The sequence below is a fragment of the Nocardioides sp. zg-1230 genome (assembly GCF_013155335.1).
Classification (GTDB): domain Bacteria; phylum Actinomycetota; class Actinomycetes; order Propionibacteriales; family Nocardioidaceae; genus Nocardioides.
The window spans coordinates 558893-585886 of sequence record NZ_JABJQZ010000002.1; the positions used below are offsets into that span (position 1 = coordinate 558893).

Below are 26994 nucleotides of genomic sequence, written 5' to 3' on the forward strand. Positions count from 1 at the left end.
TTTGGCCAACCGCGAGCACAAAGTCGAGGAAGAGTATCGATTGCTCGACCTGGCAGCGCGTCATGCCGCCGCTATCGCTCAGTCATCGCTAAGCCCCGAGCCGTCGCCATTCGGCCCGCTGACGCCTAGCGCGAGGCGGTCGATCAGCCGTCGATCCCGTAGACGCCGGCGACAAGGTCGGCGTGAGCGTCGAGGCCGATGCGACGAAGGTGAGCGAGCAAGATCGGGATTGGCGGCCAGTTTCGTCGCGGCGTGGGACTTGAGACCCCCGAGTAGGCCCCGCCCCCAACCCCGGTATAGAGACCGCCGCCAACGCCCGTGTAGCAACCGCCGCCAACACCGGTGTACAGGCCACTGCCAACGCCGGTGTAGCAACCGCCGCCAACACCGGTATAGAGGCCACCACCGACCCCGGTGTACGCCCCTCCGCCAACACCCGTGTAGGCACCACCACCGACACCTGTGTAAGCGCCGCCACCGACTCCCGTATAGAGGCCGCCACCAACTCCGGTGTACTGGCCGCCACCCACACCTGAGTAGCGATCGCGAGGCCAGCCGTTTGGGTCGATCCAGTCAGTCATGAGTTCAGTGTGCAGCCAGCCACCGACACTCAACGCGCAGCGCGTCATTCCGCCGCGTGAGCGTCAGGTCCCGGACGAGGTGCCGCGCCCGCTGAATCACCGGGGATGTCGTCCTGTGGCTCGGCGGGTCGAGCCGGGGCTACCGATGGGCGTCGCCTGGCTCGTCGTCCTCGCGGCCTGCTCGGCGCTGTGCCTGCGTGTAGGTGAACGCGGTCAGGCCGCTCAGAAGCATAAGGAGCAGGAGCATGTCGCGGCGGTCGTTGTCGTGCTCCTGCTGGGTGGAGAGCAGGTTGAGGTACTCGATGGTGGTCCAGCCGTTGACGACCTCTTGCTGCGGCGCTCCCTCAGTGCGGGCGTTGTTCGCGTCGTCCATCGACTCGATGTCGCTGCGCGCGTCGGCGAAGGCTCCGCCCTCGGGCGCGGCGGTGTAGGCCCAGACGGCAAGGACAGCCACGAGCGCCGCGACGAGCGGGACGACGATCTTGCGCCAGTCCGCTCCCCCGCTCGGCGACTTTCCCGGCGCGAAGACCGGCTTGGCCGGCGGCGGAGGGGCTGCTTGCTGACCAGCCACAGGTACGTCGGCAGGCGGCTGCGTCGGGGCCGTCGTCGTGTCTGCGGGCGGGTAGGGCTGGTCGTTCATTGGTCCCCCGTGTGTTGGTGGTGCCGCTGTTCCGCATCACGGAGTGGCGACTTGTCGACCCGTGAGGCTAGACACGGGAATAGGCCGCCGTCAGCGGAACGGCGCAAGGAGTTCCTGACGTCGGCGCAGTGCGCACCTGCTCCGGCGGGCTTAGTGCACGGCACGAATCCAGTGAACTCCAGCAACCGTGTTGACGAGCCGGAGCGTCGTTCCGCCGCCTGTCGGCGCGTCTCGGAGTAGTGGATCTTCCTCTAATGTGCCGGAGCTCGGGTCAGGCACTCGTTGGTCACCAACTCCAAACCGACGGTGACGGATTAGCCTGTCGCCCTTAGAAGTGCAGACATCGACAAGTGCAAGCCTGCCCCTCAGGACTCGCAGCGCGTGCGAACCTCAGCCCTGCACTGATCGGTTGCGTCCCGCCCGTCGGCAACGTCGTGCCCGCGACCACCTCGCAGACGGTCGCTCCGATCGCTTCCAATCAGCCGGTCGTTGCCAGCTCTGCCGTATATGGCCACGCCACCACGGACGACGGCGCTGTCCAGTGAATGAGCGATGAGTCGATCTGCACCACCGCCGCCATCGATCTGGGTACCTGCGCCAGCGCCCGTGATGATGATTGTCACCCAGTCTCGCCCACCGCCCATCCGCACGTCGACCTTCCACCGATCCTCCACGAAGAAGACCGGGCCTCCGAGCGTCTCGCCCTGGCTTGAGCCCCGAAAGGTGAAGGGTCCCTGGATCCCCGGTAGTGCCCTGAAGATCTCAAATCCGTCCCACTCCATGACGACGTCATCGTTCAGGCGCAACTCCTCACGGACATTGTCGACAGCCACAGCAACACCACGCGGCGCGATCGCGGGCCAGTAGATGAGGTCGCGACCGGCGCCACCAGAGCTAGTTGCCGCCAACGAAACTGGGCCGTTGAGGTTGAGGTGGTCGCGGCCTCCACCTAATTCGATCTGGTCTTGGCTAGCGATGGCGCCACGTTCCTGGCTACCGGTCGCCACATAGTCGTTGCCCCCACCGGTGAAGATGATGTCGCGATCCACCTCGCCCTCGGCTTCATCATCCGCGTAGACATAGTCGTCTCCAGAGAGGTTGCCCAGGAGCTGATCCGATCCGGGGCCAAGCACGACGGACGCCCCGAACGGAGGAGCCTTTCCAGTGACGCACACCAGATCGTCCCCGCCGTGCGCGTCGACCTCGATAGCGCCGTTCGTGACGATCACGTCAGCACCGTCAGTGCCTTCGAGCAGTTCCATCTCCGGCCTACCGACGATCGTCGCCACCTGAGCGAGGCAGGTCGCCTCTATCCCTATTGGCGAACCGGATCCGCTCCCCGCCCCATGAGGGCTGGCGACCGCCAACGACGTAACAAGCCAGAGTGCATGCATTCTGATGCCAACGCTCATTGGCTCCCCACCCTCCCGGACAACTCATACACACGGCCCGCGGCCGGCGTGTTTGGGCATCAGCTCGCTACTCGCTCTCGCGATCTGAAAGCTCCGTAGCTTGAGCCATGCAATTTTGGGAGTTGGGTTGTTCAACTCCTGTACTTCATGGTGCGCCCGGTGAGGTCGTGCAGACAACCAAGCCGCGTCATACCGCCGCGAACCGGCGCGCACCGACCGCGGATAGTCGGTCACTGTCGGGTCCAGCGCCCTGCCTCAGTTTGCGTTAACTAGGGCGCGCTAGGAGTTCTTGACGCCGAATGGGACGTGGACGCTGGGTACCAAGCTCCGAGTCCCTTCGAGGTGCGACATCTGGTCGTCGAAGAAAATGTGTGGTTTCAAGATCTCCAACACGGAGCTCTTCTCCCAACCGCCCAAGAAGAATCCGTCGTTGACGCGCAGTCCCCATGACTTCAACGACTTGATGGCTCGTGCGTATGCGGGCGCGTTCCGTGCCGTGACGATTGAGACGAAGAGGCGGCGGGCGTAGCTGTCATCATCCTTCGCCCTCGCATCTTCGAGGTCCTGGATTCGGTTGATGGCCGCGAGCAGGTCCTTCATGGGACCGGGTGGCAACGGGACCTCGGCCATGGTCGTTTCATGCTCGTGATAGCCCTCGATGCCCTCGGCGACGTAGACCTTCTCCGCCGAGTCGTCCGCCAGGACGGCATCGAAGTCGAAGGCGATTCGTAGATCGCGGTCGTCAGGATCGTCGGCGGCCAGATCGCCCACCGACCCCACGACCTGTCCAGCCGGGAAGTCGAGCCCAATAGCTTCCGCGACGTCCTTCGGATTCGCGGAGAGGAAGAGCTTCATCCCAAAAGCCGGCATGTACTTGTATGGCGAACGTCCCTGCGTGAAGACAGCCCTCGTCATCGGGAGTCCGTGCGTCTCGATTGACCGCATGACTCGAGCCCCGGTCTCAGGGTCATTTCGCGACAGGACGATCACCTCGACTACCGGTGATTGCCCGGTAGCCAAGTCGTTCAGACCGAGCAGGCGCCTGATGAACGGGAACGCGATGCCGGGCGCGAGCTGCTCTTCGTACTGCGCCTCTTGAAAAGCCCTGTACTCGTCCTCGCCGTATTCGTCGAAGACGGCATGCGATTCGGTCAAGTCGAAGAGTGCGCTCGAAGCCACCCCGATCACGAGGGTGTCGGTCCACATCGTTGCCACGGCTCCAGCGTACGAGTTCAACAGTGCCGTAGGAGGGACTGCTGTCGGCGCGGAGCCAGACGTGTTACGCGAGATCGGCGCGGAGCCAGACGTGTTACGCGAGAGCGGGATGGGGCAGGGCGGGAACGAGCGGGATGGGGCAGGGCGGGAACCGAAGCGAGGCTCAGGAGCTACGGCATTCCGCCGCCTGTCGGGGACGTCCGGATCTGCCGAGACTCGGTTATTGAGGCGTCGGCCGCGACCGGCGTCGACCAGGCGGATCGGACGATCACAGCCTACGAGCGAGGACCAGGCAATGAGGCTGCGCCCTCGTGGCATGGGCGCCACCAACAACCGGGAGTAGCGTTGTCGACCATCCCATACCACCGGGAGGAGTGTCATGAACAAGAGACTCACGGGGCTGACAGGGCTAGCGTTCGCGCTGATCTATTTCGTCTACTTCACCATGCTGGACACCCCTGACATCTCGACTTCAAATCAAGGTGCCCTCGACTTCTGGACCGACTCCGAAAATCGGGTTCAAGCGATCGTTGCGGCCACGCTGTGCGGGGTCTCCGTGCTGCTGTTCATCGCGTTCGTCGTCGGATTGGCTCAACTCCTTCATAAGGGAGGCGCTGGCCAGGCGTCACACGGCGTTCGGATCGCAGGCTCCATCACTGCGACGGTTCTTCTGGTCGGCGGCGCGATCTTCGCGGCCCCACCCCTGGCCTTGTCCTTGAACAACGAGTCGGTGCCCATGGACGCGGAGCTCGGGCTGGCAGTTCGAGTGTCCTCCTTCGTTGCTCACCCCATTGTGCTGTGGTTCGCTGGATTCGGTGGTGCCGCACTCATTGCGGCGACTACCGCGGGCAGGAACGCGCTCGGCTGGCGCCGCTGGACCATCGTCCTGGGAGTAATCCTCGTGTTGGCCCTTCTCGCGCCGCTTGTCTTCGTCGGCCTCATGCTCATGGTGTTGTGGGTCGGCGGCGTGTCCATTGGGTTCCTGCTACCAGACTCGGGCCGACCGTCTAGGGCAGGTGGTAAGTCGACGTCGTCGAACCGAGAAGACGTGTTGCCCGGCGGTGACCGTTAGAACTCCACGATCCATACGCGCAAGTCTGGACGCGCCGATGCGAACGTCCGGATCTGCCCGCGATCAGTGCACGAATTCTTATTGATTCGCATTAGCCTCAGTTCGTGTCCCAGAAGTCGGATCGTCGCGAGGCACGCGAGGCGGTAGCGGCCTACCACGAAGCGAAGCTCGCCGAACTCTCGCGCACGCAGCCGAAGCGATCGACCGGTTCCGCAGCGGCGAACTTGAGGCCTTCGACGTCGACGAGGTCCTGTTCCAGTACTCGCGTGCCGCGAAAGAGCTATGGAAGTTCTGCAACATCGGCAACGTCCAGGTCACCGCGGGCCAGCTGCATGAAGGCCCGCCGATCGACTGGTGGGAACGCGGGGCGCCGAAACGCGCACGCCGTCCCGCCACCGAAGTGCCGACCAAGGATCTTGGTTGACCGTCACGCGATCAAACGTGTGTCTTTCCGCCGCTTGTCGCCGTCATGAGTTGCTGTGGCATCGGAGACCTCACTGCGAGTTGACCTCGGTTAGTTGGCTTTCCACCGATACGGTGCGAGCGGAAGCTCGAGATGGCGAATCGGGGGATGAGTCGGTGTCTGCACTGGACGCGCTAGGTCAACGACTGCGAGCGTCCCTACGCGATTGGCTTCAAGCGGAGCCACCGAGCGATGGTAGTACCCACCTCGAGCGCGTCCGGTCCGGATGGTCCGACGGACGCAAAGCACTCGAACTGATCAGCACTCAGCAGGAATGGACTCACCGACGAGTTGAGACCTACTCACTTGAAGAGCACGGCGAGACGCGTCAGAGAATTTCGTGGGATTTCACAGTCGACCAGTCGCTCGCCATACCTGCGAGCAGGGGCCGGACTGCTGTGCCTCTTGCCACAATTCGAAAACAGTCCTTGAAACGCCTCGACGTGACCGATGCCAGTGGCACGGCCCTGTCCGTGTGGGGAAGAGACGACAACGGCCGCCTCGCGCAGGCGGCTCTGACCTCCTACCTGACCGGGCTCCTCGGCCGCGACTTAACAGATCGCGAGGGGCTAACCCTGCACAGAATCGTGTTCGCCACGGACGCCGACGCCGCCTACCCGGAACTGCAGCGCTTGGGTCGAACTCTTTCCAAAGCGGGCGACGGCGGTGCGAGCTAATGGCTATCGCCAGCGATCTCGCGGCTAACTTCCTTCTTGTCGTTGAGGTGCCCAACGACTTCGTCGGCTCACGCTCGCTGGTGAAGCTGCAACATGAGGGCGACATCGGTGAGGGCGAGCAGTTCAATGCCCTAGCCACAGTTCACGGCTATCGGTTCGAGGGGGCTGCGTGGTCCAGTGTTGCCAGTTGGCACGTTGAGATACACGCCCCGCCTGGTTTGGCAATCGCTGGCCTCACCGCTCGAGTCTCGGACACGGATGACAGGGGAGAGTTGGTCACGCGGGAAGTCCTAATCTCGCCGGCGACGGGGCCGACGGCGCACATCAGCGGCGAGAAGACGCCGCTTGGGTCCTTGTCGTTCGCCGATCTGGAGTTACGCCCTGCCGCCGCGGGGCTTGTCAACCAGACTGTCGCTGGCGCGATCGTTGCCTCGTTGCTCCTCGGTGCAGGGTGCATCTGGACCGACCGGCTCTTCGACGCGATACAAGAAGCCGATCGAGCAGCCGCCGTCGCAGCGGTGATGCTCGCTGTCCCAGCCGTCCTCATCGCGCTCGTGGCCAGAGGTCCCGAGCATCCGTTGGTATCCCGCCTTTTGCTCGCTCCCCGACTCGTGAACTTCGCGGTCGCGACGGTCCTGCTTGCGACAGCGGCCGCGCTAGTCCTGGGACTTGACCAAGGCTCCTTTGAGTGGACGTTGAGAGCCTTGCTAGTAGGCCAACTGGTGCTCCTCGCCGTCGCGATCGGCATTCGGATTCGCGCTGTCGGTGGTCGCACCTAGCCTTCGCTTCACAGGTAGAGTCGATCTCGCACCATCAGGTGCACGGCTGGAGGAGCACACATGGCGAAGAAGAAGCACCTGCGCGTGACTCGCAAGGGCTCCACTGTGTCCGCCCCCAAGAAGGGACTCATGGTCCGCTCGGCTGAGAGCACGCGAATGACCGGCTTGCGGAGCCTGCCAGTAGAGAAGCGCCAGGCGGCTGTCACTGCCATGCTGCGCACTGCCCGCTGAGCTCAGAGTATCCAGCCCTGAAGGGCCGTTCGTCCCTCCTCGTACGCAGCAAGCAATGGGCGAGGCCAGCCCGCCTGCGGGCGGGTAGCGCGTCAAGCCGCTAGTGGATTGGACTGAACCTGCGTCACCCATTCAGCCCTCAAGCCAACAGCGTGACAACGTCGCCGTGGTTCTTCTCCCACCACCCAGCGAACAGTCCGTGGTGCCTCCTGACGAGAGCTTTCATCTTCTTCACCTGCTTAGAGTTCGCCCAGGGCGGCAGGTCACCGTCGATCTCGGCGGTCTCGAGGTTGATCTTGATGTACTCGTGGTCGGGCTCGGACTTCTTGAGGATGTGCACGTGCGGCGGCGGGTGGTCATTCGGCCATACGTGGACGCTGATGCCACCGTCGAAAAGTTTGCCGTCCGCGACCAGGGCGGTGATGAAACCATCGTCGTTGAATGCGACCGACCAGTCGTCCTTGTTCTCGCCGAACTCGAAGAGCGTAATCGCGACGAGTCGCCCCAATACGTCGTCGGCCTCGAGGCGGTCCTCCGACTCGGCCAACTCCCATCCTGCCGGCTCGCCGAGGTTGTACCCGGCTCGCTCGCGCGGAGTCAGGTCGGTGTCCTTCACGGGGTAAGTCTCCCAGCCCGGGGACGACCTAATCGACTGTTCTCGGTGACGGGACTGTTGCGTGAATCCGTGACATCCAGACCTAGCCCATTCCGCCGCCAATGGCCCACATCGTCGACCGTCCCTAGGCGAACGGGTCTCTTGCCCTCCCAGGGTGACTCGGGCCAGAAGCGGTCCAGCCCCGACCAACCGGGCGCTGGCAGACTCGCCCGGTGGTTGCCGACCCTGGCGACGCGGGTGGAGACTGGTCGGTGCGGTCGAGGGGTGCCCGACCGCAGGGAGGGACCGCCCGTGGTCGAACCTGCACCGTTCCCGGACCGGGGAACCGTCAGCGCCGCGGAGCACGAGCGGCTCCGCCGGGACTATGACGCCCTGGCTGACCAGTTCGGCGCCACGTCCGAGGTGCTCGAGGCCATGGGCCGGTCGACCGCGGATCCGGACGCGGTGCTCACGACCATCGTCGAGAACGCGCGCAGGCTGTGCCGGTCGGAGGCCGCGCACCTCTACCTCTTGGAAGGCGACACGTTCCGCCTCATGGAGACGGTCGGGATGTCCGAGGAGTCCCGGCGGGTGCTGACCGAGCACCCGATCTCCATGGACCGGGAGACCCTCACCGGACGCGTCGGTCTGGAGCGGAGGACGCTCCAGATCCGCGACGTGCTGGCCGACCCGGACTTCGGCCGCCACGACCTGCAGAGATCGGCGGGCTTCCGCACCGTGATCGCCGCCCCTCTGATCGTCGACGACGCGGTCGTCGGCGCCCTCAACGTGTGGCGCAACGAGGTCCGCCCGTTCGACGACCGAGAGGTGGGCATCGTCAGCGCGTTCGCCGTCCAGGCGGCCATTGCCGTCAACGGAGTCGGGCTGGTCCAGCAGCTGGAGATGCGAGGAGCGGAGCTGGCCCGCAAGGTCGACGAGCTGGAGGCGCTCCGCGCGGTCGGCGAGGCAGTCAGCTCCACCCTCGACCTCCAGGACGTTCTCGACACGATCGCCGAGCATGCGGTCGCACTGTCCGGCACCGACGGTGGCTCGATCATGGAGTACGACGAGCGAGAACGCCGGTTCGTCGTGCGCAGCGTCCACCGCACGGCTCCCGAGGTCGTCGAGCAGCTGCGCTCCGTGAGGATCGACCTCGACACGACGCTCGTCGGGAGAGCTGCGCTGGAGCGGCGCCCCATCGTCGTCCCCGACCTCACGGCCGTCGAGCTCGACCCGCACCTGGCGATCCTGCACGGCGCCGGGTGGTCCTCCCTCGTCGCCGTCCCCCTGCTTCGCGAGGACACGATCGTCGGCTCGCTGATCGTGCGGCGCAAGCGCACCGGCGACTTCTCCCCGGAGGTCGTCGACCTCCTGGAGACCTTCGCCAGCCAGTCGGCGCTGACGCTGCTGAACGCCCAGCTCTTCCGGGAGCTGAAGGAGCAGAGCCTGGCGCTGGAGCTGGCGAGCCGGCACAAGTCGGAGTTCCTGGCGAGCATGTCGCACGAGCTGCGCACCCCGCTCAACGCGGTGCTCGGCTTCTCGGAGGTGCTGCTCGAGCGCATGTTCGGCGACATCAACGAACGACAGGAGGAGTACCTGCGCGACATCCATGGCTCCGGGAAGCACCTGCTCGAGCTGCTGAACGAGATCCTCGACCTCTCGAAGGTCGAAGCCGGACGGATGGAGCTCGACTACTCCGCGTTCGACCTGCGCCTGCTCCTCGAGGAGGCGGTGACCATGCTCCGTGAGCGGGCGACGGCGCACGGGGTCGACCTCACCGTCGACGTCGAGCCGGGCCTGGTCCAGGCGTACTCCGACCAGCTGCGGCTCAAGCAGGTCGTGCTCAACCTCGTGACGAACGCCGTCAAGTTCACCGGCGACGGCGGCTCGGTGACGGTGCGGGCACGGCGTACGCCGATCGACATCGAGGTCACGGTGACCGATACCGGGGTCGGCGTCCCGGAGGTGGATCGTGAGCGCATCTTCGAGTCCTTCCAACAGGGCGGGCGGGGTCCCTCCCGCGAGGAGGGCACCGGACTCGGGCTGACCCTGTCGCGCCGCATCGTCGAGCTGCTCGGCGGCCGGATGTGGCTGGAGAGCGAGGTGGGTGTCGGCAGCACCTTCGGCTTCACGCTTCCGTCGCGCACCAGCGACGACGCCGCCGCTCCGGTGTCGACCTCCGGGATGTGCGAGGTCGTGGTGATCGAGGACGACCGACCCTCGCTCGATCTGTTCACGGCCTTCCTCGACGGCGCCTCGGTGCGGGTCATCGCCGCGCGCGACGGGGCGGCTGGGCTCGAGGCCGTGCGCTGGAGCCGGCCGAGCGCGGTGCTGCTGGACATCAGGCTGCCGGGCATGGACGGCTGGGCGGTGCTGACCGCCCTCAAGCAGGACCCCGAGACCCGCGACATCCCCGTGATCGTGGTGTCGATCGTGGACGAGCAGCAACGCGGCGCCGCGCTGGGGGCCGCGGCCTACCTCGTGAAGCCGGTCGGGCGCGGCGCACTGCTCGACGCCCTTGCTCGGGTCGGTGTGCTTCACTGACGCCGTGTGGCGGCTGCTCGAACCGCTGCGAGCCGAGGATCGGGAGGCGTTCCTCGCCCTCGCCCACCCCCGCACGTTCGCGCGCAACGAGATCTTGTGCCACGAGGGCGACCCGGCGGACTCGCTGCACCTCGTCGAACGCGGCCACCTGGCCGTGAGCGGCACACTGGCGTCGGGCGCCGCCGCGACCTTCACGGTCCTCTCGCCCGGGGACTACTTCGGCGAGCTTGCGCTGCTGCGCACCGACAGACGTCGCACGGCGACGGTGACGGCGCTCGAGCAGAGCCGGACACTCGCGGTCGCGGTTACGGCTTTCGACCGGCTCTGCGAGCACAACCCGGGCATCGAGCGGGTCGTGTCCACGCTCCTGGCCGATCGGATCGACCTCCTCAGCCGGCGACTCCTCGAGACCATGTACGAGAGCTTGGATCACCGGGTCTGCCGCCGTCTCCTGGACCTCGCAGATGCCTACGGCGGGGGCGACGGCGCCGTCGTGATCCCGCTCAGCCAGGCCCAGCTCGCGGACCTGGTGGGTGCGACGCGGCCGCCGGTCAACCAGGTCCTGCAGCGGCTCGCGGACCGCGACGTGGTCCGCCTGAGCCGCTCACGGATCGAGGTCCTCGACCGGGCGGAGCTGCGCAGACTCAGTCCCTGAGAAAGGGCGGAGTGTCTTCGGGCGAACAGAACTTTCCATGGCAGCGGCTCAGGATCGGTTCATCACCCAGATCCCAGCGAAGGAGCCCGACATGTCCCCCTACGAAGCCGAAGCCATCAGCCGAGTCATCATCGCCGACCGCCTCCGCGAGGCGGACCACCAGCGCCTCGCCCGCGAGCTCAGGCAGTCAAAGCGCCGCAGCAACGTCGGTGCCGCGACCGCGTCCGCCAGCCGGCGCACCCGCCTCTGGAAGCTGGTCCACCTCTCGCACGCCTACGGCTGACCGGACGGAGCCGACCATGTCCACCCAGCCCGCCACGCAGCCCGCCACCCAGCACGCCACCCAGACCCACCTGCTCCACGACGCGCTGCGTCAGGAGCTGCTGCGTCTGGCGCAGCACGAAGACGACGCGGCCAGCCGGGAGGCGGCACGCGTGCACTACTGGGAGCCCACTCCCGTCACCGTGGTCGTCCACCGACAGTGCGCCGCAGCCCTGCGCGACGCCGCTGACGAGCTTCTTGCGAAGGACGGTCCGGATCACGTCGCCGGCGCCCAGGCGTAGAAGCACAGCTCGTCGACGTCCTGCTCGATCAGCGCGGACCGGGTGGTGCCGCCGCCGTGTCCGGAGTCGCGCAGCGGCAGCAGCAGGTACGGCCCGCCGTCGGTGGCGTCTGCCTGCATCCGGGCGACCATCTTCACCGGGTCGTACGGCGGCGCCAACGTGTCGTTCATCGCCGGCACGAACGCGATCGCCGGGTACCGGACCCCTGGCCGGACGTTGTGGTACGGCGAGTACCCGGCGAGGTACGCACCTTCGACCGGGTCCTCGGGCGAGCCGAGCTCGACGGTCGCGGTTCGGCCGTTGTCGAACCGGGTGAACCGGATCATGTCCAGCGTCGGCGCCCGGCAGAAGACGGCCCGGAACGCGTCCGGCGCCTGCAGGGCGGTGACAGCCACGAGGATGCCGCCATTGCTGTTCCCGCGCGAGACCAGCTGGCCGGTCGTCGTGCAGCCGTTGTCCACGAGCCAACGGGCGGCGGCGATGTAGTCGTCGAACGCGTTCTGCCGGTTGGTCTTGATGGCGGCCTCGTGCCACTCCCGTCCGTACTCACCGCCGCCGCGGATGTTGGGGAAGGCAAGGGCTCCGCCGTTCTCGAGCCAGACCGCGTGGACGGGTGAGTACCACGGCGAGATGTCGATGTTGAACCCGCCGTACCCGCTGATCCGCGTCGGCAGTGGTCCGTCGGCCCCTCTGGGCCGCACGATGAACATCGAGACCTGCGTGCCGTCCTTCGACTCGTACCAGACCTGTTCGGTCACGGCGTCGATCGCCCCATCAGGCACGTGGTAGCCCGTGAGCTCGTCGTCATCGAAGTCGTAGCGGTAGATCGACAAGGGTTGGACGAATGACTGGAACTCGACCCACACCTCGTCGCCGTTCCAGCTTCCGGTGACGCCGCTGACGACCCCGCCCCCCTCGTTCCCGTTGACCGATCCGAGACCGGGCAGTGCGACATCGCGGATCTTGGCGCCGTCTGGGGCGTGCACGGTGATTCGGTGCGACGCGGCGTGGGAGTAGACCGCGTACAAGCGCCCACCGATCCCGCTGACGGTCTGCAGGGTGTCGTTGCCCTCGGCGATGACGGTGTGCCACACGGTTGGGCTCATCAGTGGTGCCCTGCACAGCCGGCCGCGCGGTGCCTCGAGGTCGGTGACGATGAGCAGGTCGTCGTCGACCACCTGGACCTGGTTCACGGCTTGCATGGTCGTCGTCACCGGCAGCAGCTCGTCGTCGGCCAGCCTGAGCAGGGACACGGTGTTCGCGTGGACGAAGTCCCACTGGTACAGGACGGCGTACCGGCCACACTCGGTCACGTCGACCCAGCACCAGTAGTCGGCGTGACCGCCGAAGACCTGCCGATCCTGAGCCGTGCCGATGCGGTGCTCGAGGATGACTTCGTTCGCGTCGGCAACCGCGGGATAGAAGAACGACCCCGAGTCCGGTCGCCATGCGGGGCGATAGTGGCTCGTGCCGCTGGGCTCGTCGGCGAGAACGGTTCCGGTGTCGATCTCGAGGACCTGGATCCGCGCGTCGTGGGTGCTTCCGGTCGCCGTGCCGAAGGCGACCAACCTGCCGTCGGGTGACGGTACGGCGTACACGAGCGCCTCGGCGGTCGGCCAGGTGTTCGGGTCGAGGACGGTCTCGAGCGGCCCGTCCGCCTCGCGGCGCATCCGCAACGCGAGCTTCTCGTCGTCGGGTGCGGCCTGCCAGACGAACTCGCGTCCGCCCGCGCGCACCGGCCGGGACAGCCGCTCGTAGCGCGACGCACGGCTCACGGCGGCGCGGAACCGGTCCCGCGCCGGGACCGCGTCGAGGAGCACGTGAGTGGCCGTCTCCTGCTCCGCGATCCAGTCCATCACCTCGGCGTCGTCGAACCGTTCGAGCCATTCGTAGGGATCAGGGATCCACTCGCCGTGAAACCAGAACCCACTGCCCGGATCGACCCTCACCATCCCGTCCCTCCGCTCGATGCGCCCGATGATGCCGCAGCCCGCACGCCACGAGGTACGACACGCGACCCGCGAGAACTGTTGTCGCTCTACCACGCCGGGCCAGGAAGCGAACCACCAAAATTGGGCCTGCTGCTGGCCGGACGCCGGTGTTTTACTTTTAGCTTGTTCCTAGCGCGGGGAGAAGCCATGAACCACCGCAGGCGTACGTCAGTCCTCACCTCGGCCCTCGCCCTCGGCCTGCTGGCCGCGGTCGCGCCCGCCGCGGCCGATCCACGCGAGGACCACCCGGTCCGCGAGCAGGAGTCTCGCGACCTCCGCGTCGACCACGCCCCGGATCCGGGCGCCGGCAAGGCGCTCGACGTCGCCCGGGGCGTCGACCGTGCGTTCCCGCGCCAGACCGTCCTGGAGGAGCCGCCGGCCGACCCGTCCGACGCCGCGATCAAGCTCGGGCTCGTGCCGTACCACGAGATCGCCCCGAAGCTGAATGAGCTGCAGCAGGCCAGCGACCGGGTCAGTGCCGAGGTCATCGCCGAGACCGCGCGCGGGCGTGACGTCTACCTGGTCACGGTCACGTCCCCCGAGTCTCCGGGACAGGCCCGGCGTCAGGAGCAGCTGCGTCGGCGCATCGTGGACCAGGCCGCGCAGGCCACCCGCGACGCGAGCATCGTCAAGGGCTACAAGGCCCCGCTGTTCTTCAACGGCAACATCCACGGCAACGAGTTCGAGGGGGCCGACGCCAACCTGCGCGTCATCGAGGACCTGGCGACGAGTGACGACCCGGCGGTCGAGTCGCTGCTGGACCGGACCCGTCTCTACTTCGTCGTGACGATGAACCCCGACGGCCGGGTGGCCAACACGCGCGCCAACGGCAACGGGTTCGACATGAACCGCGACTTCATCACGGGCAGCCAGCCAGAGGTGCGGGGCGTGCGCCAGGCGCTGATCGACACCCAGCCCCTCGTGATGCTCGACCTGCACGGGTACGTCAACGGCACGCTCATCGAGCCCACGACACCGCCGCACGGTGAGAACTACGAGTACGACCTGTTCATCAAGCACGCCTACCCCAACGGTCTCGGGATGGAGGCCGCCGTGAACGGTCTCGGCTACACCCCGGCGAGGGACGGGGTCCAGCCCGCGGTGATCCCGTTCCGCGACTGGGACGAGGGCTGGGACGACTGGCCGCCGATCTTCACCCCGCAGTACGCCGCCTTCCACGGCACCGTCTCGCACACCGTCGAGATCCCGCTGCGGGTCAACAACGCCTCCTACAACTTGCCGGTGGACGAGCTGCGCCGGCGGAGCGCCATCAACACCGACGTCGCCGAGGCGGCCGTCCGCGCCTCCATCGCGTACGCCGACGAGAACCGCGCCGAGCTGATCGCCGATCAAATCGAGATCTTCCGCCGCGGTGCCGCAGGGGAGGAGCAGCGGGAAGTCACCTCCGACCTGTTCCCCGAGATCGGTCCCGAGGACGTCTACACCACCGACTTCCCCCGCGCCTACGTGATCCCGGCCGGCGCGGACCAGCGATCGGCCGTCGCCGCAGCCCGGCTCGTCGACCACCTCGTCGCCAACGACGTGGACGTCGCGAGGGCCACGAAGGCGTTCTCGGCCGGAGGGAAGCAGTACCCCGCCGGCAGCTACGTCGTGGACATGCACCAGCCGAAGCGCGGCCTGGCCAACGTGATCCTCGACGAGGGCTCCGACATCAGTGACCGGGTCGACCAGATGTACGACATCTCCGGCTGGAGCCTCAGCCTGCTCTGGGGCGCCACCGTGGACACCGTCGAGGACGGTGCTCTCTCCGTCGTGAGCAAGCCGGTCGCGGTCGCCGACGGCACCGGCAGCGTCGAGGGCAGCGGTCCGCTCGAGCTCCGTCTCGACGACCCGAAGGACGTCGAGGCCCTGAACTACCTCACCGGTACGGGGACCGAGGTCCAGTGGACGGACCAGGGAACCGTCGTGCTGCCCGCCCCGGACCCCGCTGTCGTGGCGGAGGTCGCCGACCGGTACGGCGTGGTCCTCCGCGCCGCGGGGAGCACCGGTGGGACGCCGATGGAGGAGACGGTCATCGCGGCTGCGGCTCCGCCGGACGAGCTCTTCGCGTTGGCGGAGATGGGCTTCACAGTGCAGCAGGTGTCGACGACGACCCTGAACAGCGGGTTCGACTGGACCGGTGTGGACACCCTGTTCGTCTCCAGCGGGCTGTCGTACGCCGCCCTGACGCCGCAGGCGCGAGCCGCTTTCACCGCGTTCCTCGAGTCCGGGGGTGGCGTCGTCACGCGAGGCGCCACCGGCGCCACGTTCAACCAGGCCGCCGGGCTCCTCGTGGCCTCCCGGGTCGCCGGCAGGCCCGACGCGAACGGCGTCGTACGCGTCGACAACTCCGGCGGTCCGCTCACCGACCGAGCGACCCCGCACACCTTCGTCAGCGCTCCGTCCTGGTTCACCGGGCTCGGCAGCGACGTGACCGTCGAGCAGACCTACAGCATCGACGGCCCCCTGGTCTCGGGGCACTGGCGGGCAAGGCCCGACGGCACGGGCGGCCCCGAGGCCGCGCGTGGTCAGGCCGTGGTGGTCCGGGGCGAGGACGAGACCGGTGCCGGCGTGGTGCTGTTCGGCAGCGAACCGCTGTACCGGGCCCACCCCAAGGGTCAGTACGCCCTCGTCGGACGGGCGCTCGTCTGGTCCACCCTCTAGGTCGCGTGCCTGGCCCGTACGGCGTCTACGACGCCGTGCGGGGCCACGCCCACGCGGAGCGGAGGATGTAGGCGAGCAGGATCACCTCGACCACGACGCCGAGGCCGTAGAACCACAGCCAGGACCCGCCGGACAGGTTGAACACCGACACGGGGATGTAGAGCGATGCCACGACGAGGTTGAGCGTGCGGTTCGCCCGGGCCGGCAACGCCGTGGACAGCACGACCATGAGGGCCGGGATCCCCACGAGCGCGAGCGAGGTGAAGGCGAAGGTCTGGCTGATGTCGAACTCGAAGACGACGCCGGCCAGGATGTCCTCGATGGCGCCGGGCTTGTAGAGGTGCAGGTGGTCGACGTAGACGTAGAAGAACATGAAACTGGCCCAGGTCGCGGCGAGCCGTGACCTGACCGGCATCGGCGGATCGTGCAGGGCTGTCGTCGTCTCTGTCGAGGTCATGGTCGAAGTGCTCACGGTCTCTTCCTTCTTCTCGGGTCGTTGGTGCCACGATCTCCGGACGGCTGCTCGGTGCCATCGGTCTGCGGGCACGCCTCTCCGGCCGCTGGGACGGTGGTTCCTCGTCCATTCGGCTGATCTCCGGCTGATCTGGGGTGCCCGTGGGGCGCACGATCCGGGGTTCTCACCCACATTGGGAGGGTGAGCCATCAGCTGTCCACCACACGCGGCACGGTCGCCGACGCGGCCGCCACGCTCGCCGTGCTGGTGGCTGGGGCTTCGCTGCTGGCCATGACCGCCCCGCTGGTCTCCGCGCTGGCGGTCGTGCTGACGCTCGCGCTCTACGTCCCGGCGCGCGCTCGTGCCCGTGCGCGCTCGGTGGGCAGCGGTACGCCGACGGGTTAGCGCGCGAGGGCTACGCGCCGCCGACCCATGCCAGCAGCTCCATCTCCTGCGCGTCGCGGGGCCCGAAGTGGTCGCCGTCCACCCAGACCACCTCCCCGTTGGTCAGGTGCTGCGACCACCACGCTGCATGACTCGGCGGGACCGACGTGTCCTCACGAGCCAGCATCACCTTGGTCGGCACCGCGACGTCGCCGATTGCGAAGCCCCATGCGGTGGTCACGGCCAGAAAGTCGTCGACGAAGCCCCACGGGCCCGAGCGAACCCCCTCGGCGAAGGCTTCCTGCAGCATCTCTCGATAGCCCGGTGTCCCGGACCCGAGGTCGGGCATCCCCGCTCGCACCCAGGCCGCCGCGTCCTCGAACTCGCCGAGCAGGTACTCCTCGCCGCGCTCGCTGGCCTGTCGCCAGAACGCGCGATCCTCCTCGGTCAGGTCGGCGAGGAAGTCCAGGCCGTCGGCTTCCGGGGGAGGACCACACACGATCGCTGCGCAGCGGGTCACCCGATCCGTGGCCAGGGCGGCGACGGCGAGCGCGGGAGGTCCTCCGCCGGAGACTCCCGCCACCCCGAAACGGTCGAGCCCGAAGGCGTCCGCGATGGCGGTCACGTCTGCCGCGGAGTCGGACACGGTGCGCCCGGGTGCGCGGGTCGACTCGCCGTAGCCCGGCCGGTCGTAGGTGAGCACGCGCAGCCCGGCACGCTCGTAACGGTCGCCCGGGTGACGCAGGTACCGGCTGCCCGGAGTGCCGTGCAGCCAGAAGATCGGACTGCCGTCAGCGGGCCCCCACTCGCAGACCGCCAGAGCTCGACCATCCCCGGTCGTGACCATCGTCGTCGACTGCATCAGCGCCTCCTCCGGTGTCTCGAGGATAAGCCTCCGCCCCGCTCGCCGGGACGAGAAGTGATCGTCAGCGAGCAGGGTCGACGAGCGTGATGCCGGCCGCGGTGGCCTGGTCGAAGGTGGGCAGGAGTGCCGCGGCCTCGTCGAGACCGATGGTGCGCCCGATCAGCTGGTCGGGCCGGAGCAGGCCCTGCTCGACGAGGGCCAGCATGTCCGGGTAGTCGACGGCGGCCATCCCGTGGCTGCCCAGCACGTCGAGCTCCCAGCCGATCACCCGGTCCATCGGCACGCGCGGGTGACCGTCGACCGGCGGCAGCAGGCCCACCTGCACGTGGCGACCGCGGCGCCGGAGGCTGTGGATCGCGTCGGCGCAGGTCTGCTCGCTGCCCACGGCGTCCACCGCGACGTGGCTCCCGCCGCCCGTGAGGTCGGCGACGGCGGCCGGGACGTCCGAGCCGTCGGATAGAAGCACGCAGCTCGCGCCGAGGTCCGCGGCCAGGGCGAGGGCGTCGGGGTTGCGGTCAACCGCGACCACGCGGCATCCCAGCGCGCGGGCGATCATCACCGTGCTGAGTCCCACGCCCCCTGCGCCGAGGACGGTCACCCACTCACCCTCGGTGACGCGGGCACGTCCGACGAGGGCGCGGTACGCCGTCGCGAAGCGGCACCCGAGGCCGGCGGCGGTTGCGAAGTCGACCGACTCGGGGAGGGCGATGAGGTTGGTGTCCGCGGAGTGCAGGGCGACGTGCTCGGCGAAGGATCCCCAGTGGGTGAAGCCCGGCTGCTGCTGGTCGGGGCACACCTGGGCGTTCCCGGACAGGCACCACTCGCAGCGACCGCACCCGCAGACGAACGGCACCGTCACCCGGTCGCCGACCTTCCACCGGCCGACACAGTCGCCGACCTCCACGACCACGCCGGCCAGCTCGTGGCCCGGCACGTGCGGGAACGCGATCTCGTCGTGTCCCGCCCACGCGTGCCAGTCGCTCCGGCACATCCCGGTGGCTATGACGCGCACGACCACCCCGCCGGGCGGACACGCCGGGTCGGCGACCGGCCGGACCGTCGGACGTCCCCGGACTGCATCGATGACCACCGCACGCACCCCGGCATCGTGTCACCCGGGCGGCTCACCCGCCGGTAGCCACAGCTCACCGAGCGGACGGCCGCCGGCACGCCCGATCGCCGCCAGGAGTGGTTCGGCCCAGAGGTGCTCCAGTAGTGCGACGGCGGCGACCCCGCCCGGCGGCACCGCGTCCGCCAGCGACCACGCCTCGTCGAGGGGCACGTCGGCATCTGTCTCGCCACCTCCGCCGAGGACCTCTGCCGCGACCTTGCCCAGGTCGGGATCGCTGCCGGGCGGCGGCTCGAGGACCTCGAAGGTCCCGTCGTCGCCGCGCTCGACCAGCAGGACGTCGACCAGTCGTACGACGCCGCGCTCGCGCAGCCGGGTGAGCTCGGCCAGCACCTCGCCGGAGAACGACGGCGCCTCGAACCCGACCACCAGGACTTGGACCGGCCCGCTCACCGCTCGACCCGCTCCCGCAGCTCGTCGAACTCCTGCTGCGTGAGCACGCCGGCGTCGAGCAGGTGCTGAAGGGCCTCCATCGGGTCCTGCGCGGGCCGGGCCGACGGCTGCTCGGCGGCAGGCGGGGCGGGCGGCGGCGACGGGTGCGAGGCGGCGTACGCCTGCGCCGGGGTGAAGCGCCCGCCGTAGTAGGGCACGCTGCCTGTCATCCCGGTCATCCGGATCTGTCGCGGCACCAGAACGACCACACGTCGATGATGCCGCACGCGACACCTGTTCCTCTACGGCCGACTGTCGGGCAGAGCGGACCCGATGGCGGACGGGAGGCTCAGCCCGCCGCGGCGTACGCCTCCCGGAGCCACGCGCGGACCTGGTCGTCGACCTGGGCGGCGTCGCGCAGCTCGAGGTGGTGCATCCACACGTGGCGCGCCGGGTGGGCGACCTCCTTGAAACGGTCGGACGTGACCTCGTGGGGCAGGGCGATCGAGAGCACCGCGGGCACGTCGCTGTCGACGTACTGCCCCGGTCGCCAGACGTAGGCGAAACCTCGGCGGCGTCGGAAGGCGACCTGGCTCTTCGTCACCGCCATGGATGCGTCGCCGATCGTGGACACGGCCTGCTCGACCGCCCGGCACACCGCGAGGCCCGCGGGGAACCCGTCGAAGAGGTCCTCCGGCGCCCGCCCGGCCATCCCCGTCACCCCGGCGCGTCCCGCTGCAGCAGGCTGAGCACGGCGCGCGCGGCCGCGTCGGCCGGCCCGACGTCGACGTGCTCCTCCTCCGCCTGCCCGACCTGCACGCGTACGACGTGCCCGCCCGAGCGCGCGGTCAGGCTGAGGAAGCGCGCGCCGAGGACGTCGAGCAGCTGGTCGAGGCGGGGCAGCCACACCGCCTCGTGGTCCTCCACGCCGTCGAGTGCCCACTCGGTGGTCCCGTTGAAGGCGAGGACGCGCCCGGCGGCCACGTCGCGCACCTCGATCACCATGTCGCTGACGAGGAAGTCAGCCTCGTCGAGATCGCGTTCGGGCAGCCAGAACCGGTCGCCGTTGCTCGGCGACCAGGCGAGTCCAGCGTCGTGCAGGCGGCGTGCGAGGTCACGGGAGATCACCTCGCCAGTGTCGCTCAGCACCGGTGGCGCACGCGCGCCCGAGGCTGCAGGGTGTCGTCATGGCGTGGAGAGGGGGCGGTCCGGTGCTGCCGACGGTGGACCTGGCCTACCCGTTCGAGGGTCGGTGGCTGACGCAGAACAGCCCCGGAGATCGCGTGCCGAGCCACGGCACCTCCCTGCTCGCCACGTCCTTCTCGATCGACTTCGTCCCGGTCGACCGGGCGGGTCGCACGGCACCGTTCACGCTGCGGTCGTTGCTGCGTCCCGAGCCGCCGGAGCGGTTCCCGGGGTTCGGTCGCCCGGTCCTCGCGCCTGCCGAGGGCACGGTCGTCGCTGTGCACGACGAGGAGCCCGACCACGACGCCTACCGAGGGCTGCCGTCCGTGGGGTACGCCGTCACCCAGCGCCGGCGGTTGGCAGCGGGCTGGCTGGGGCTGGCCGGCAACCACGTCATGGTCGAGACCGTCGACGGCACGGTGGTCGCGGTCTGCCACCTGCGACGCGGCAGCGTCCAGGTGGGGCTCGGGCAGCACGTCCGGGTGGGCGAGGTCCTGGGGCGGTGCGGCAGCTCCGGCAACAGCACCGAACCCCACGTCCACCTGCAGGCGATGGACCACACCGACCCCTCACGGGCGTCCGCCGTCGCCATCAGCTTCGGCGGTGGCCTGCCGCGCAACGGCGACGTCGTCGACGCGGGGCCAGCGTGACGGGTGGCGCCCGAGCGGCTACTGCTCGAGTGCCCGCAGCGCGAGGCCCTGGGCGCGGGAGAACTGGCCGGTCTTCCGTCCCCACTCCGTCACGTCGGCGTCGCGCAGGCTGGCGAGCTGGTGGGGGTCGCGCTCGAGGTCGTAGAGCTCCCACTCGCCCGCGTCGTGGTGCTCGACGTAGGCGGACGAGCCCTCACGGATCATCGACCAGTCGAGGTTCGTGTTCTCGACGAGCAGCCGGCGGCGCCAGCCGGACCAGTCACCCGACCTCAGGGGCTCCAGCATCGAGCGGCCGTCGAGGTCGCGGCCGGCGTCGGGGTCCAGACCGGCCACGTCGAGCGTCGTGGGCATCAGGTCGACCTGCGACACCAGCGCGTCGACCGTGCGCGGCTCGACGCCGGGACCGCGGACGGCGAACGGGATGCCCGCCGACTCCTCGTAGGGCTGGGACTTGTGGAAGAGCCGGTGCTCGCCGAGCAGGTAGCCGTTGTCGGAGACGAAGAAGATCCAGGTGCGCCTGAGCTGGCCGGTCTCCCGCAGGACGTCGAGCACGCTCGCGACCTGGTCGTCGACGTCCTGCAGCTCCTCGAGCTTGCCTTCGTAGATCCTGCGCATGCGCTGGCGGTCCTGTGGCGGCAGGTCCTGCATCCACGTCGGCTTGTCGCCCATGTCGGCCTCGTTGGAGGCGGGCGGGTCCCACGCGACGTCGTCGAAGTCGTCGGCGTGCTCGGGGCTCGGCGTGTAGGGCCCGTGGGGCGCCGTGGGCGCGAACACCGCGAACCACGGTCCGTCGTCCTCGCGGCGCCGGATGAAGCGTCGGAGCCTCTTCGCCGCGAACCGGTCGAACTCGCGCTGCGACGCGACCTGTCGCACGGTGCCGTCGACGTTCACCCGCGGGTCGTCGATCATGCCGTCGAGCAGCGCGACCCAGCGGTCCCAGCCGGGGGCGACGTACGACGGCTGCTGGGCGAGGCCGTTCATGTACTTGCCGAAGTAGCCGGTGTCGTAGCCGGCAGCCTTGATCCGGGTGGCGACCGTGTCTCGGTCGTGGCCCTGGGCCACGAACGGCGGATGGGTCATGTTGCTGTCGCACCCGTGGTTGTGGGGGTAGCGGCTGGTGAGGATCGAGGCGCGTGCCGGCCCGCACAGCGGCATCGCGCTGTAGCCCCGCCGGAAGTGCACCCCCTTGCGCACCAGGCGCCGCCACGTCCGGTCCATCGACCTCAGCGTGGAACGCATCTGGTCGTCCGTGACGATCCACAGGACGTTGTCGGGCATGGCCGACACCCTACGCACGCGCGTCAGCCCAGCTTGCGCAGCAGCCCTGTCGGCACGCGCTTGACGACGAACCCGAGCGGCACCCAGGGCCAGGCGGGGACGACGGCGGACCGCTTCTCCTTCTCCATCGCCTCGACCATGGCGCGCACGCCCTTCTCGGTCGAGACCATGAGGGGCGTCTTCGCCGAGGTGCCGGACATCTCGGAGACGATGTAGCCGGGGTAGAGCACCGTGACCTTGATGGGCGTGCCGTGCACGTCGGCGCGGAAGCCCTCGGCGAGGTGGGCGACCGCGGCCTTCGTGGCGGCGTACGTCGTGATGTTCCTCGGCATCCCGCGCAGCGCGGAGAACGACGAGACCATCACGAGGTGGCCCGAGCTCTGGGCGCGGAAGATCGCGGCGGCGGCCTCGGTCTGGGCGAGGGCGCCGATCACGTTGGTCTCGGCGGTCTCCCGGTTGGCGTCGAAGCGGCCGGTGCCCAGGGGCTGGCCCTTGCCCAGGCCGGCGTTGACGACGACCCGGTCGAGGCCGCCGAGCTCGTCGCGGAACTCCTCGAAGACGCGGAACACGGCGTCGTGGTCGTTGACGTCGAGTGCCTTGACGACGACGCGGACGCCCGGGTGCGCGACCAGGATCTCGGCGCGGAGTGAGTCGAGGCGGTCCGTACGTCGTGCGCAGAGCGCGAGGTCGTGCCCGCGGGCGGCGAGCTGGCGGGCCATCTCGGCACCGAGGCCGCTGCTGGCGCCGGTGATGAGTGTCGTCGGCATGGAGGATCTCCTGGGAGTGGGGCCGGAAGCGTGGGGCTAGCGGTAGGTGATCAGGTCGGGGGAGAGGTGGTCGGCGGCATTGAACGTGACGAGCGTCGTGCCGCGCGAGCCGCGCACGATCGTCGAGGTGCCGGTGTTCAGGGAGACCGGGTTGAGCCGCAGCCACAGGTCGGTGCGCGCCCGGTCGGCGTCGGCGAGCAGCGACGCGGCGGCCCATGCGACGGGACCGCCGCTGGTCAGCACCACGGCCGTGCCGCTCCGGGGCAGCGCGTCCGCGAGCCGGGACAGCGCAGCCCCGACCCGCGCCGTGAAGGCGGCGAAGGACTCGTCGTACGCCTCGTCGTGGTCGCCCGATGTCCAGCGCCGGGTCGCCTCCTCGAACCACCGCTGGAACGCGGCCTTCTCCGACTCGCCCTCCACCGTGGTCGGCTCGTCGTGGACCGCCAGTACCTGCAGGTGGTCGAACTCGTTCCAGCCGGGATCGACGTCGACGGGAGCCGACCAACCCGCCCCCTCGAGCGCCCCGGCCGCGGTTTGCGCGTGGCGCCTCATCTCACCCGCCACGACGAGGTCGGGCACGACCCCGCGGGCCGCGAGCGCGGCACCGAGCACGCGGGACTGCTCGTGGCCGGTGGGGGAGAGGTCGTCGTAGTCCGCGGCGCCGAACGACGCCTGCCCGTGCCGCACCAGGAGGATGCGGCTCACGAGTCTCCCTGCTCGACGAGCCCGTCGAGGCGGCGGCAGATGATCTGCACGGCCGGGCCGAAGAGGGCGTACATCTCGTTGGTCGTCTGCCCGTGGAAGAAGCGGTAGTAGATCTGCTGGGCGATCACCGCCATCCGGAAGAGCCCGAACACCTCGTAGAAGCGCCACTGCTCCGGTGTGACCGTCCGGCCGGTGCGCTCGGCGTACGCCGCCACGAACTCGTCACGGGTCAGCATCCCGGGCAGGTGCGTCGGCACCCGCCGCACCATCTGGAACTCCTCGGAGTCGTCGGCCTGCACCCAGTAGGCCATCGACCCGGCGAGGTCCATCAGGGGGTCGCCGAGGGTGGCCATCTCCCAGTCGAGCACGCCCACGACGCGCGTGACGTCGTCGGCGTCGAGCACGAGGTTGTCGAGCTTGAAGTCGTTGTGGATCACGCAGGTCGCCACGTCGTCGGGCTGGTGGGCGTCGAGCCAGGCCATGACCGACTCGAGGTCGGGGACGTCGTCGGTGCGGGCGTTGCGGTAGCGCGTCGACCAGCCCTCGACCTGGCGGCGGACGTAGCCCGCGCCCTTGCCGAGGTCGGCCAGCCCGGCGGCCTCCGGGTCGATGCCGTGCAGCTCGGCGAGCACGTCGACGGCGTGGAGGCACAGCTCGCGCGCCTGCTCGGGGGAGAGCGGGACATCGGCTGGCCACTCGCTGCGAGGGATCACGCCGGGGATGCGGTCCATCGCGTAGAAGTCGCCGCCGATGACGTCGGGGTCGTCGCAGAAGGCGACCATCGTCGCCACGTGGTCGAAGACCGGCGCGAGCGCCGACTGGATGACGTACTCGCGCCGCATGTCGTGGGCGCCCCTGGCCTTGGTGCCTGCCGGGGCACGTCGCACGATGAGGTCGCGGCCGGACGGGTAGCGCAGCAGGTAGGTGAGGTTGGACGCGCCGCCGGTGAACTGCCGGACCTCCGGCTCCCCGTCGAGGCCTTCGGGGGTCGTCGCCTGGGCCCGGATCCACGCCGCGACCCGCGCGACGTCGAAGGCGTCCTCCGCGCGCACCTCGCGGGCGCCCGGCACCGCGGCGGTCATGCGTCCGCCCCAGCCGCCTGGAGCTTCACCGCCTGGTCGCGCATGACCGCGTCGTAGGCGGGTCGGTCGGCCCACTTGAGGAAGTAGGCCTGGCGCGCTGCCTCGTCGGGGACGATGACGTCCTCCCCGGCGTCTATGCCGGCCAGCACGGCGGCGGCGATCTCCTCGGCGGTGACCTTGGAGCGCTCGACGAGCCCGCCGACGACGCGGCCGACGACCTCGTCCGTGCCCTGCATCGAGTCCATCAGGTTGGTGCGGAAGTAGGAGGGGCAGACCACGCTCGCCCGGATGCCGAACGACGCCAGCTCGTGGCCGCAGGTCTCGGTGAACGCCACCACCGCGGCCTTCGTGGCGTTGTAGGAGCCCATGCCGCCGGGGTGGACGAGGCCGGCGAGCGAGGCCACGTTGACCAGGTGCCCGGAGCCCTGCTCCTTGAGCATCGGGACGAACGCCCTGGTGCCGCGGACCAGCCCGAAGAGGTTGATGTCGGTGATCCATTGCCACTCCTCGAGCGTGCAGCGGTCCACCCGGCCACCGCCGGCGACGCCGGCGTTGTTGACGAGCACGTCGAGGCCGCCCCAGCGCTCCCGGACGGCGTCGACGGCCGCGGCCCAGTCGTCGTCGGAGGTGATGTCGAGGACGAGGTCGATGCCACCCTCGACAGACGACGTGGCGACGCGGTCGGTGGCGAGCACGTCGTCGCCCCGGGACCGGAAGGCAGCGACGAGCGCCGCCCCGAGGCCGGAGGCTGCCCCGGTGACCAGCACACGCCGGCTCTCGGTGGCGCTCATGCCGTGTGCTTCCCGAGCTCGATCTTGGCGACCACGTTGCGGTGCACCTCGTCGGGCCCGTCGGCCAGGCGCAGCGTGCGGGCGCCGACCCAGGCGGCGGCCAGCGGGAAGTCGTCGCTCATCCCACCACCGCCGTGGAGCTGGATGGCCATGTCGATGACGTCGAGGGCCATGTTGGGCACCTCCACCTTGATCTCGCTCACCGCGGAGTAGGCCTCGCGGCTCATCCCCTGGTCGAGCAGCCACGCGGCGTGCATGACCAGCAGCCGGGAGCGGTTGATCGCGATCCGCGCGTCGGCGATGCGCTCGCGGTTGCCGCCGAGGTTGGCGATCGGCTTGCCGAAGGCGGTGCGCGACACCGCGCGGGCGCAGGCCAGCTCGAGGGCGCGCTCGGCGAGGCCGATCGCCCGCATGCAGTGGTGGACCCGGCCGGGCCCGAGGCGGCCCTGGGCGATCTCGAACGCGCGACCGGGGCCGAGCAGCACGTTGGACGCCGGCACCCGCACGTCGTCGAACGACACCTCGCCGTGGCCCAGCGGCTCGTCGTAGTAGCCCATCGTGGTGAGCATCCGCTCGACCTTCACCCCGGGGGTGTCGCGCGGCACGAGCACCATCGTGTGGCGCGAGTGGCGGTCGGCGTCGGGGTCGGAGAGACCCATGAACACGAAGATCCTGCAGTCGGGGTTGCCGACGCCGGTGGACCACCACTTGCGCCCGTTGATGACGACCTCGTCGCCGTCGACCTCCGCCGTGGCGGCCATGTTGGTCGCGTCGGAGGACGCGACGGCCGGCTCGGTCATGCAGAAGGCGCTGCGGATCTCCCCGCGCAGCAGCGGCTCGAGCCACTGCTCGCGCTGCTCGTCGGTGCCGTACTTGAGCAGCACCTCCATGTTGCCGGTGTCGGGGGCGTTGGAGTTGAAGACCAGGGGAGCCAGGAACGAGCGCCCCATCGCCTCGGCCACCGGGGCGTAGTCGACGTTGCTGAGGCCCTCGCCGCCGTCGGTGCCGAAGTCGGCGGCGTAGCGCCCGGCGTGGGCGGCGGGCAGGAAGAGGTTCCACAGGCCCTGGGCCCGCGCCTTCGCCTGCAGCTCGCCGATGACGGGGTCGGGGGTCCAGCTGTCGCCACCGGACTCGCGCAGGCGGGTGATCCGCTCGTGCGCCTCGGCCTCGATCGGCTCGATCTCGTCGGCGACGAACGCGCGCACGCGGTCGCGGAGGTCGGCGGCGCGTGGGGAGAGGGAGAAGTCCAT

The 26994-nt window shown here is 69.2% G+C and carries 30 protein-coding genes; 11 read left to right on the plus strand and 19 right to left on the minus strand.

Annotated elements, in window-relative coordinates; genetic code table 11:
* Positions 1-143 precede the first annotated feature (143 nt).
* The 4 genes from HOO61_RS10715 to HOO61_RS10730 all read right to left on the minus strand — a co-directional run bounded on the left by HOO61_RS10715 (position 144) and on the right by HOO61_RS10730 (position 3839).
* Positions 144-581, minus strand: a complete 438-nt coding sequence (locus HOO61_RS10715; protein ID WP_172258660.1) for a hypothetical protein — start codon at positions 579-581, stop codon at positions 144-146.
* Between the two features lie 139 nt (positions 582-720).
* The gene (locus HOO61_RS10720) at positions 721-1221 is read right to left on the minus strand and encodes a hypothetical protein (RefSeq protein WP_172258661.1); all 501 of its coding nucleotides are present in this window, start codon (positions 1219-1221) and stop codon (positions 721-723) included.
* Positions 1222-1586: 365 nt separating this feature from the next.
* Positions 1587-2510, minus strand: coding sequence for a hypothetical protein (locus tag HOO61_RS24855; RefSeq protein ID WP_172258662.1), 924 nt, complete (start codon positions 2508-2510; stop codon positions 1587-1589).
* A 402-nt stretch (positions 2511-2912) separates the two neighbouring features.
* A complete protein-coding gene (locus tag HOO61_RS10730) occupies positions 2913-3839 on the minus strand; it encodes a 5'-nucleotidase (protein WP_172258862.1) in 927 nt (308 codons plus the stop codon).
* A 388-nt stretch (positions 3840-4227) separates the two neighbouring features.
* On the opposite strand from HOO61_RS10730, the gene HOO61_RS10735 reads away from it, so the two are divergent.
* The 4 genes from HOO61_RS10735 to HOO61_RS10750 all read left to right on the plus strand — a co-directional run bounded on the left by HOO61_RS10735 (position 4228) and on the right by HOO61_RS10750 (position 7070).
* Positions 4228-4920 carry a hypothetical protein gene (locus tag HOO61_RS10735; RefSeq protein ID WP_172258663.1) on the plus strand — a complete coding sequence of 231 codons (693 nt, stop codon included), beginning with the start codon at positions 4228-4230 and terminating at the stop codon, positions 4918-4920.
* Between the two features lie 891 nt (positions 4921-5811).
* A complete protein-coding gene (locus HOO61_RS10740) occupies positions 5812-6060 on the plus strand; it encodes a hypothetical protein (protein WP_172258664.1) in 249 nt (82 codons plus the stop codon).
* Positions 6060-6839 (plus strand): hypothetical protein, encoded by a 780-nt coding sequence (locus HOO61_RS10745; protein WP_172258665.1) that lies wholly within the window; start codon positions 6060-6062, stop codon positions 6837-6839. Before HOO61_RS10740 ends, HOO61_RS10745 begins: the two co-directional genes overlap by 1 nt.
* Positions 6840-6899: 60 nt before the next feature.
* Complete coding sequence (locus HOO61_RS10750; protein WP_172258666.1) at positions 6900-7070, plus strand: hypothetical protein; 171 nt, start codon at positions 6900-6902, stop codon at positions 7068-7070.
* 139 nt (positions 7071-7209) lie between these two features.
* Here HOO61_RS10750 and HOO61_RS10755 read toward each other — a convergent pair whose 3' ends face one another.
* The gene (locus tag HOO61_RS10755) at positions 7210-7686 is read right to left on the minus strand and encodes a DUF4160 domain-containing protein (RefSeq protein ID WP_172258667.1); all 477 of its coding nucleotides are present in this window, start codon (positions 7684-7686) and stop codon (positions 7210-7212) included.
* Between the two features lie 291 nt (positions 7687-7977).
* Between HOO61_RS10755 and HOO61_RS10760 the strand changes: the two genes are divergently transcribed.
* The 4 genes from HOO61_RS10760 to HOO61_RS10775 all read left to right on the plus strand — a co-directional run bounded on the left by HOO61_RS10760 (position 7978) and on the right by HOO61_RS10775 (position 11427).
* Positions 7978-10209, plus strand: a complete 2232-nt coding sequence (locus HOO61_RS10760; RefSeq protein ID WP_172258668.1) for a GAF domain-containing protein — start codon at positions 7978-7980, stop codon at positions 10207-10209.
* Positions 10210-10213: 4 nt separating this feature from the next.
* Complete coding sequence (locus tag HOO61_RS10765) at positions 10214-10864, plus strand: Crp/Fnr family transcriptional regulator (protein WP_172258669.1); 651 nt, start codon at positions 10214-10216, stop codon at positions 10862-10864.
* A 91-nt stretch (positions 10865-10955) separates the two neighbouring features.
* Positions 10956-11147: a hypothetical protein gene (locus HOO61_RS10770; RefSeq protein ID WP_172258670.1), complete on the plus strand. Its 192-nt coding sequence runs from the start codon at positions 10956-10958 to the stop codon at positions 11145-11147.
* A 16-nt stretch (positions 11148-11163) separates the two neighbouring features.
* Positions 11164-11427: a hypothetical protein gene (locus tag HOO61_RS10775; RefSeq protein ID WP_172258671.1), complete on the plus strand. Its 264-nt coding sequence runs from the start codon at positions 11164-11166 to the stop codon at positions 11425-11427.
* Here the strand turns inward: HOO61_RS10775 and HOO61_RS10780 are convergent.
* Positions 11403-13376 carry a prolyl oligopeptidase family serine peptidase gene (locus tag HOO61_RS10780; RefSeq protein ID WP_216658784.1) on the minus strand — a complete coding sequence of 658 codons (1974 nt, stop codon included), beginning with the start codon at positions 13374-13376 and terminating at the stop codon, positions 11403-11405. The two genes, HOO61_RS10775 and HOO61_RS10780, sit on opposite strands and share 25 nt — an antisense overlap.
* Before the next feature lie 189 nt (positions 13377-13565).
* Here HOO61_RS10780 and HOO61_RS10785 point away from each other — a divergent pair, with 189 nt between their 5' ends.
* Positions 13566-16082 carry a M14 family zinc carboxypeptidase gene (locus tag HOO61_RS10785; protein ID WP_172258673.1) on the plus strand — a complete coding sequence of 839 codons (2517 nt, stop codon included), beginning with the start codon at positions 13566-13568 and terminating at the stop codon, positions 16080-16082.
* A 25-nt stretch (positions 16083-16107) separates the two neighbouring features.
* Here the strand turns inward: HOO61_RS10785 and HOO61_RS10790 are convergent, their stop codons facing one another.
* On the minus strand, positions 16108-16554 hold the full coding sequence (locus tag HOO61_RS10790) for a DUF6326 family protein (protein ID WP_367650121.1): 447 nt from the start codon (positions 16552-16554) through the stop codon (positions 16108-16110).
* A gap of 183 nt (positions 16555-16737) precedes the next feature.
* On the opposite strand from HOO61_RS10790, the gene HOO61_RS10795 reads away from it, so the two are divergent.
* Positions 16738-16941 carry a hypothetical protein gene (locus HOO61_RS10795; protein ID WP_172258674.1) on the plus strand — a complete coding sequence of 68 codons (204 nt, stop codon included), beginning with the start codon at positions 16738-16740 and terminating at the stop codon, positions 16939-16941.
* 10 nt (positions 16942-16951) lie between these two features.
* Here the strand turns inward: HOO61_RS10795 and HOO61_RS10800 are convergent, their stop codons facing one another.
* From HOO61_RS10800 to HOO61_RS10825, 6 genes are all read right to left on the minus strand, one after another.
* Positions 16952-17782 carry an alpha/beta fold hydrolase gene (locus HOO61_RS10800; RefSeq protein WP_172258675.1) on the minus strand — a complete coding sequence of 277 codons (831 nt, stop codon included), beginning with the start codon at positions 17780-17782 and terminating at the stop codon, positions 16952-16954.
* Between the two features lie 64 nt (positions 17783-17846).
* Positions 17847-18884 (minus strand): zinc-dependent alcohol dehydrogenase family protein, encoded by a 1038-nt coding sequence (locus HOO61_RS24860; protein WP_172258676.1) that lies wholly within the window; start codon positions 18882-18884, stop codon positions 17847-17849.
* A gap of 12 nt (positions 18885-18896) precedes the next feature.
* Positions 18897-19307, minus strand: a complete 411-nt coding sequence (locus HOO61_RS10810) for a DUF6325 family protein (RefSeq protein WP_172258677.1) — start codon at positions 19305-19307, stop codon at positions 18897-18899.
* Positions 19304-19516, minus strand: coding sequence for an SHOCT domain-containing protein (locus HOO61_RS10815; RefSeq protein WP_172258678.1), 213 nt, complete (start codon positions 19514-19516; stop codon positions 19304-19306). The genes HOO61_RS10810 and HOO61_RS10815 overlap by 4 nt, the downstream gene beginning before the upstream one ends.
* Before the next feature lie 119 nt (positions 19517-19635).
* The gene (locus HOO61_RS10820; RefSeq protein ID WP_172258679.1) at positions 19636-19998 is read right to left on the minus strand and encodes a DUF5655 domain-containing protein; all 363 of its coding nucleotides are present in this window, start codon (positions 19996-19998) and stop codon (positions 19636-19638) included.
* A gap of 5 nt (positions 19999-20003) precedes the next feature.
* Positions 20004-20414, minus strand: coding sequence for a pilus assembly protein CpaE (locus HOO61_RS10825; RefSeq protein ID WP_172258680.1), 411 nt, complete (start codon positions 20412-20414; stop codon positions 20004-20006).
* 59 nt (positions 20415-20473) lie between these two features.
* Between HOO61_RS10825 and HOO61_RS10830 the strand changes: the two genes are divergently transcribed.
* Positions 20474-21121 (plus strand): M23 family metallopeptidase, encoded by a 648-nt coding sequence (locus tag HOO61_RS10830; RefSeq protein WP_172258681.1) that lies wholly within the window; start codon positions 20474-20476, stop codon positions 21119-21121.
* A gap of 18 nt (positions 21122-21139) precedes the next feature.
* On the opposite strand, the gene HOO61_RS10835 is transcribed toward HOO61_RS10830, so the two are convergent.
* The 6 genes from HOO61_RS10835 to HOO61_RS10860 are packed head-to-tail and all read right to left on the minus strand — an operon-like array spanning position 21140 to position 26994.
* The gene (locus HOO61_RS10835; RefSeq protein ID WP_172258682.1) at positions 21140-22399 is read right to left on the minus strand and encodes a sulfatase; all 1260 of its coding nucleotides are present in this window, start codon (positions 22397-22399) and stop codon (positions 21140-21142) included.
* Between the two features lie 23 nt (positions 22400-22422).
* A complete protein-coding gene (locus tag HOO61_RS10840; protein WP_172258683.1) occupies positions 22423-23166 on the minus strand; it encodes an SDR family oxidoreductase in 744 nt (247 codons plus the stop codon).
* 36 nt (positions 23167-23202) lie between these two features.
* A complete protein-coding gene (locus HOO61_RS10845; protein WP_172258684.1) occupies positions 23203-23871 on the minus strand; it encodes a histidine phosphatase family protein in 669 nt (222 codons plus the stop codon).
* Complete coding sequence (locus HOO61_RS10850; protein ID WP_172258685.1) at positions 23868-24953, minus strand: phosphotransferase family protein; 1086 nt, start codon at positions 24951-24953, stop codon at positions 23868-23870. Before HOO61_RS10850 ends, HOO61_RS10845 begins: the two co-directional genes overlap by 4 nt.
* On the minus strand, positions 24950-25744 hold the full coding sequence (locus HOO61_RS10855; protein ID WP_172258686.1) for an SDR family NAD(P)-dependent oxidoreductase: 795 nt from the start codon (positions 25742-25744) through the stop codon (positions 24950-24952). The genes HOO61_RS10850 and HOO61_RS10855 overlap by 4 nt, the downstream gene beginning before the upstream one ends.
* Complete coding sequence (locus tag HOO61_RS10860; RefSeq protein WP_172258687.1) at positions 25741-26994, minus strand: acyl-CoA dehydrogenase family protein; 1254 nt, start codon at positions 26992-26994, stop codon at positions 25741-25743. The genes HOO61_RS10855 and HOO61_RS10860 overlap by 4 nt, the downstream gene beginning before the upstream one ends.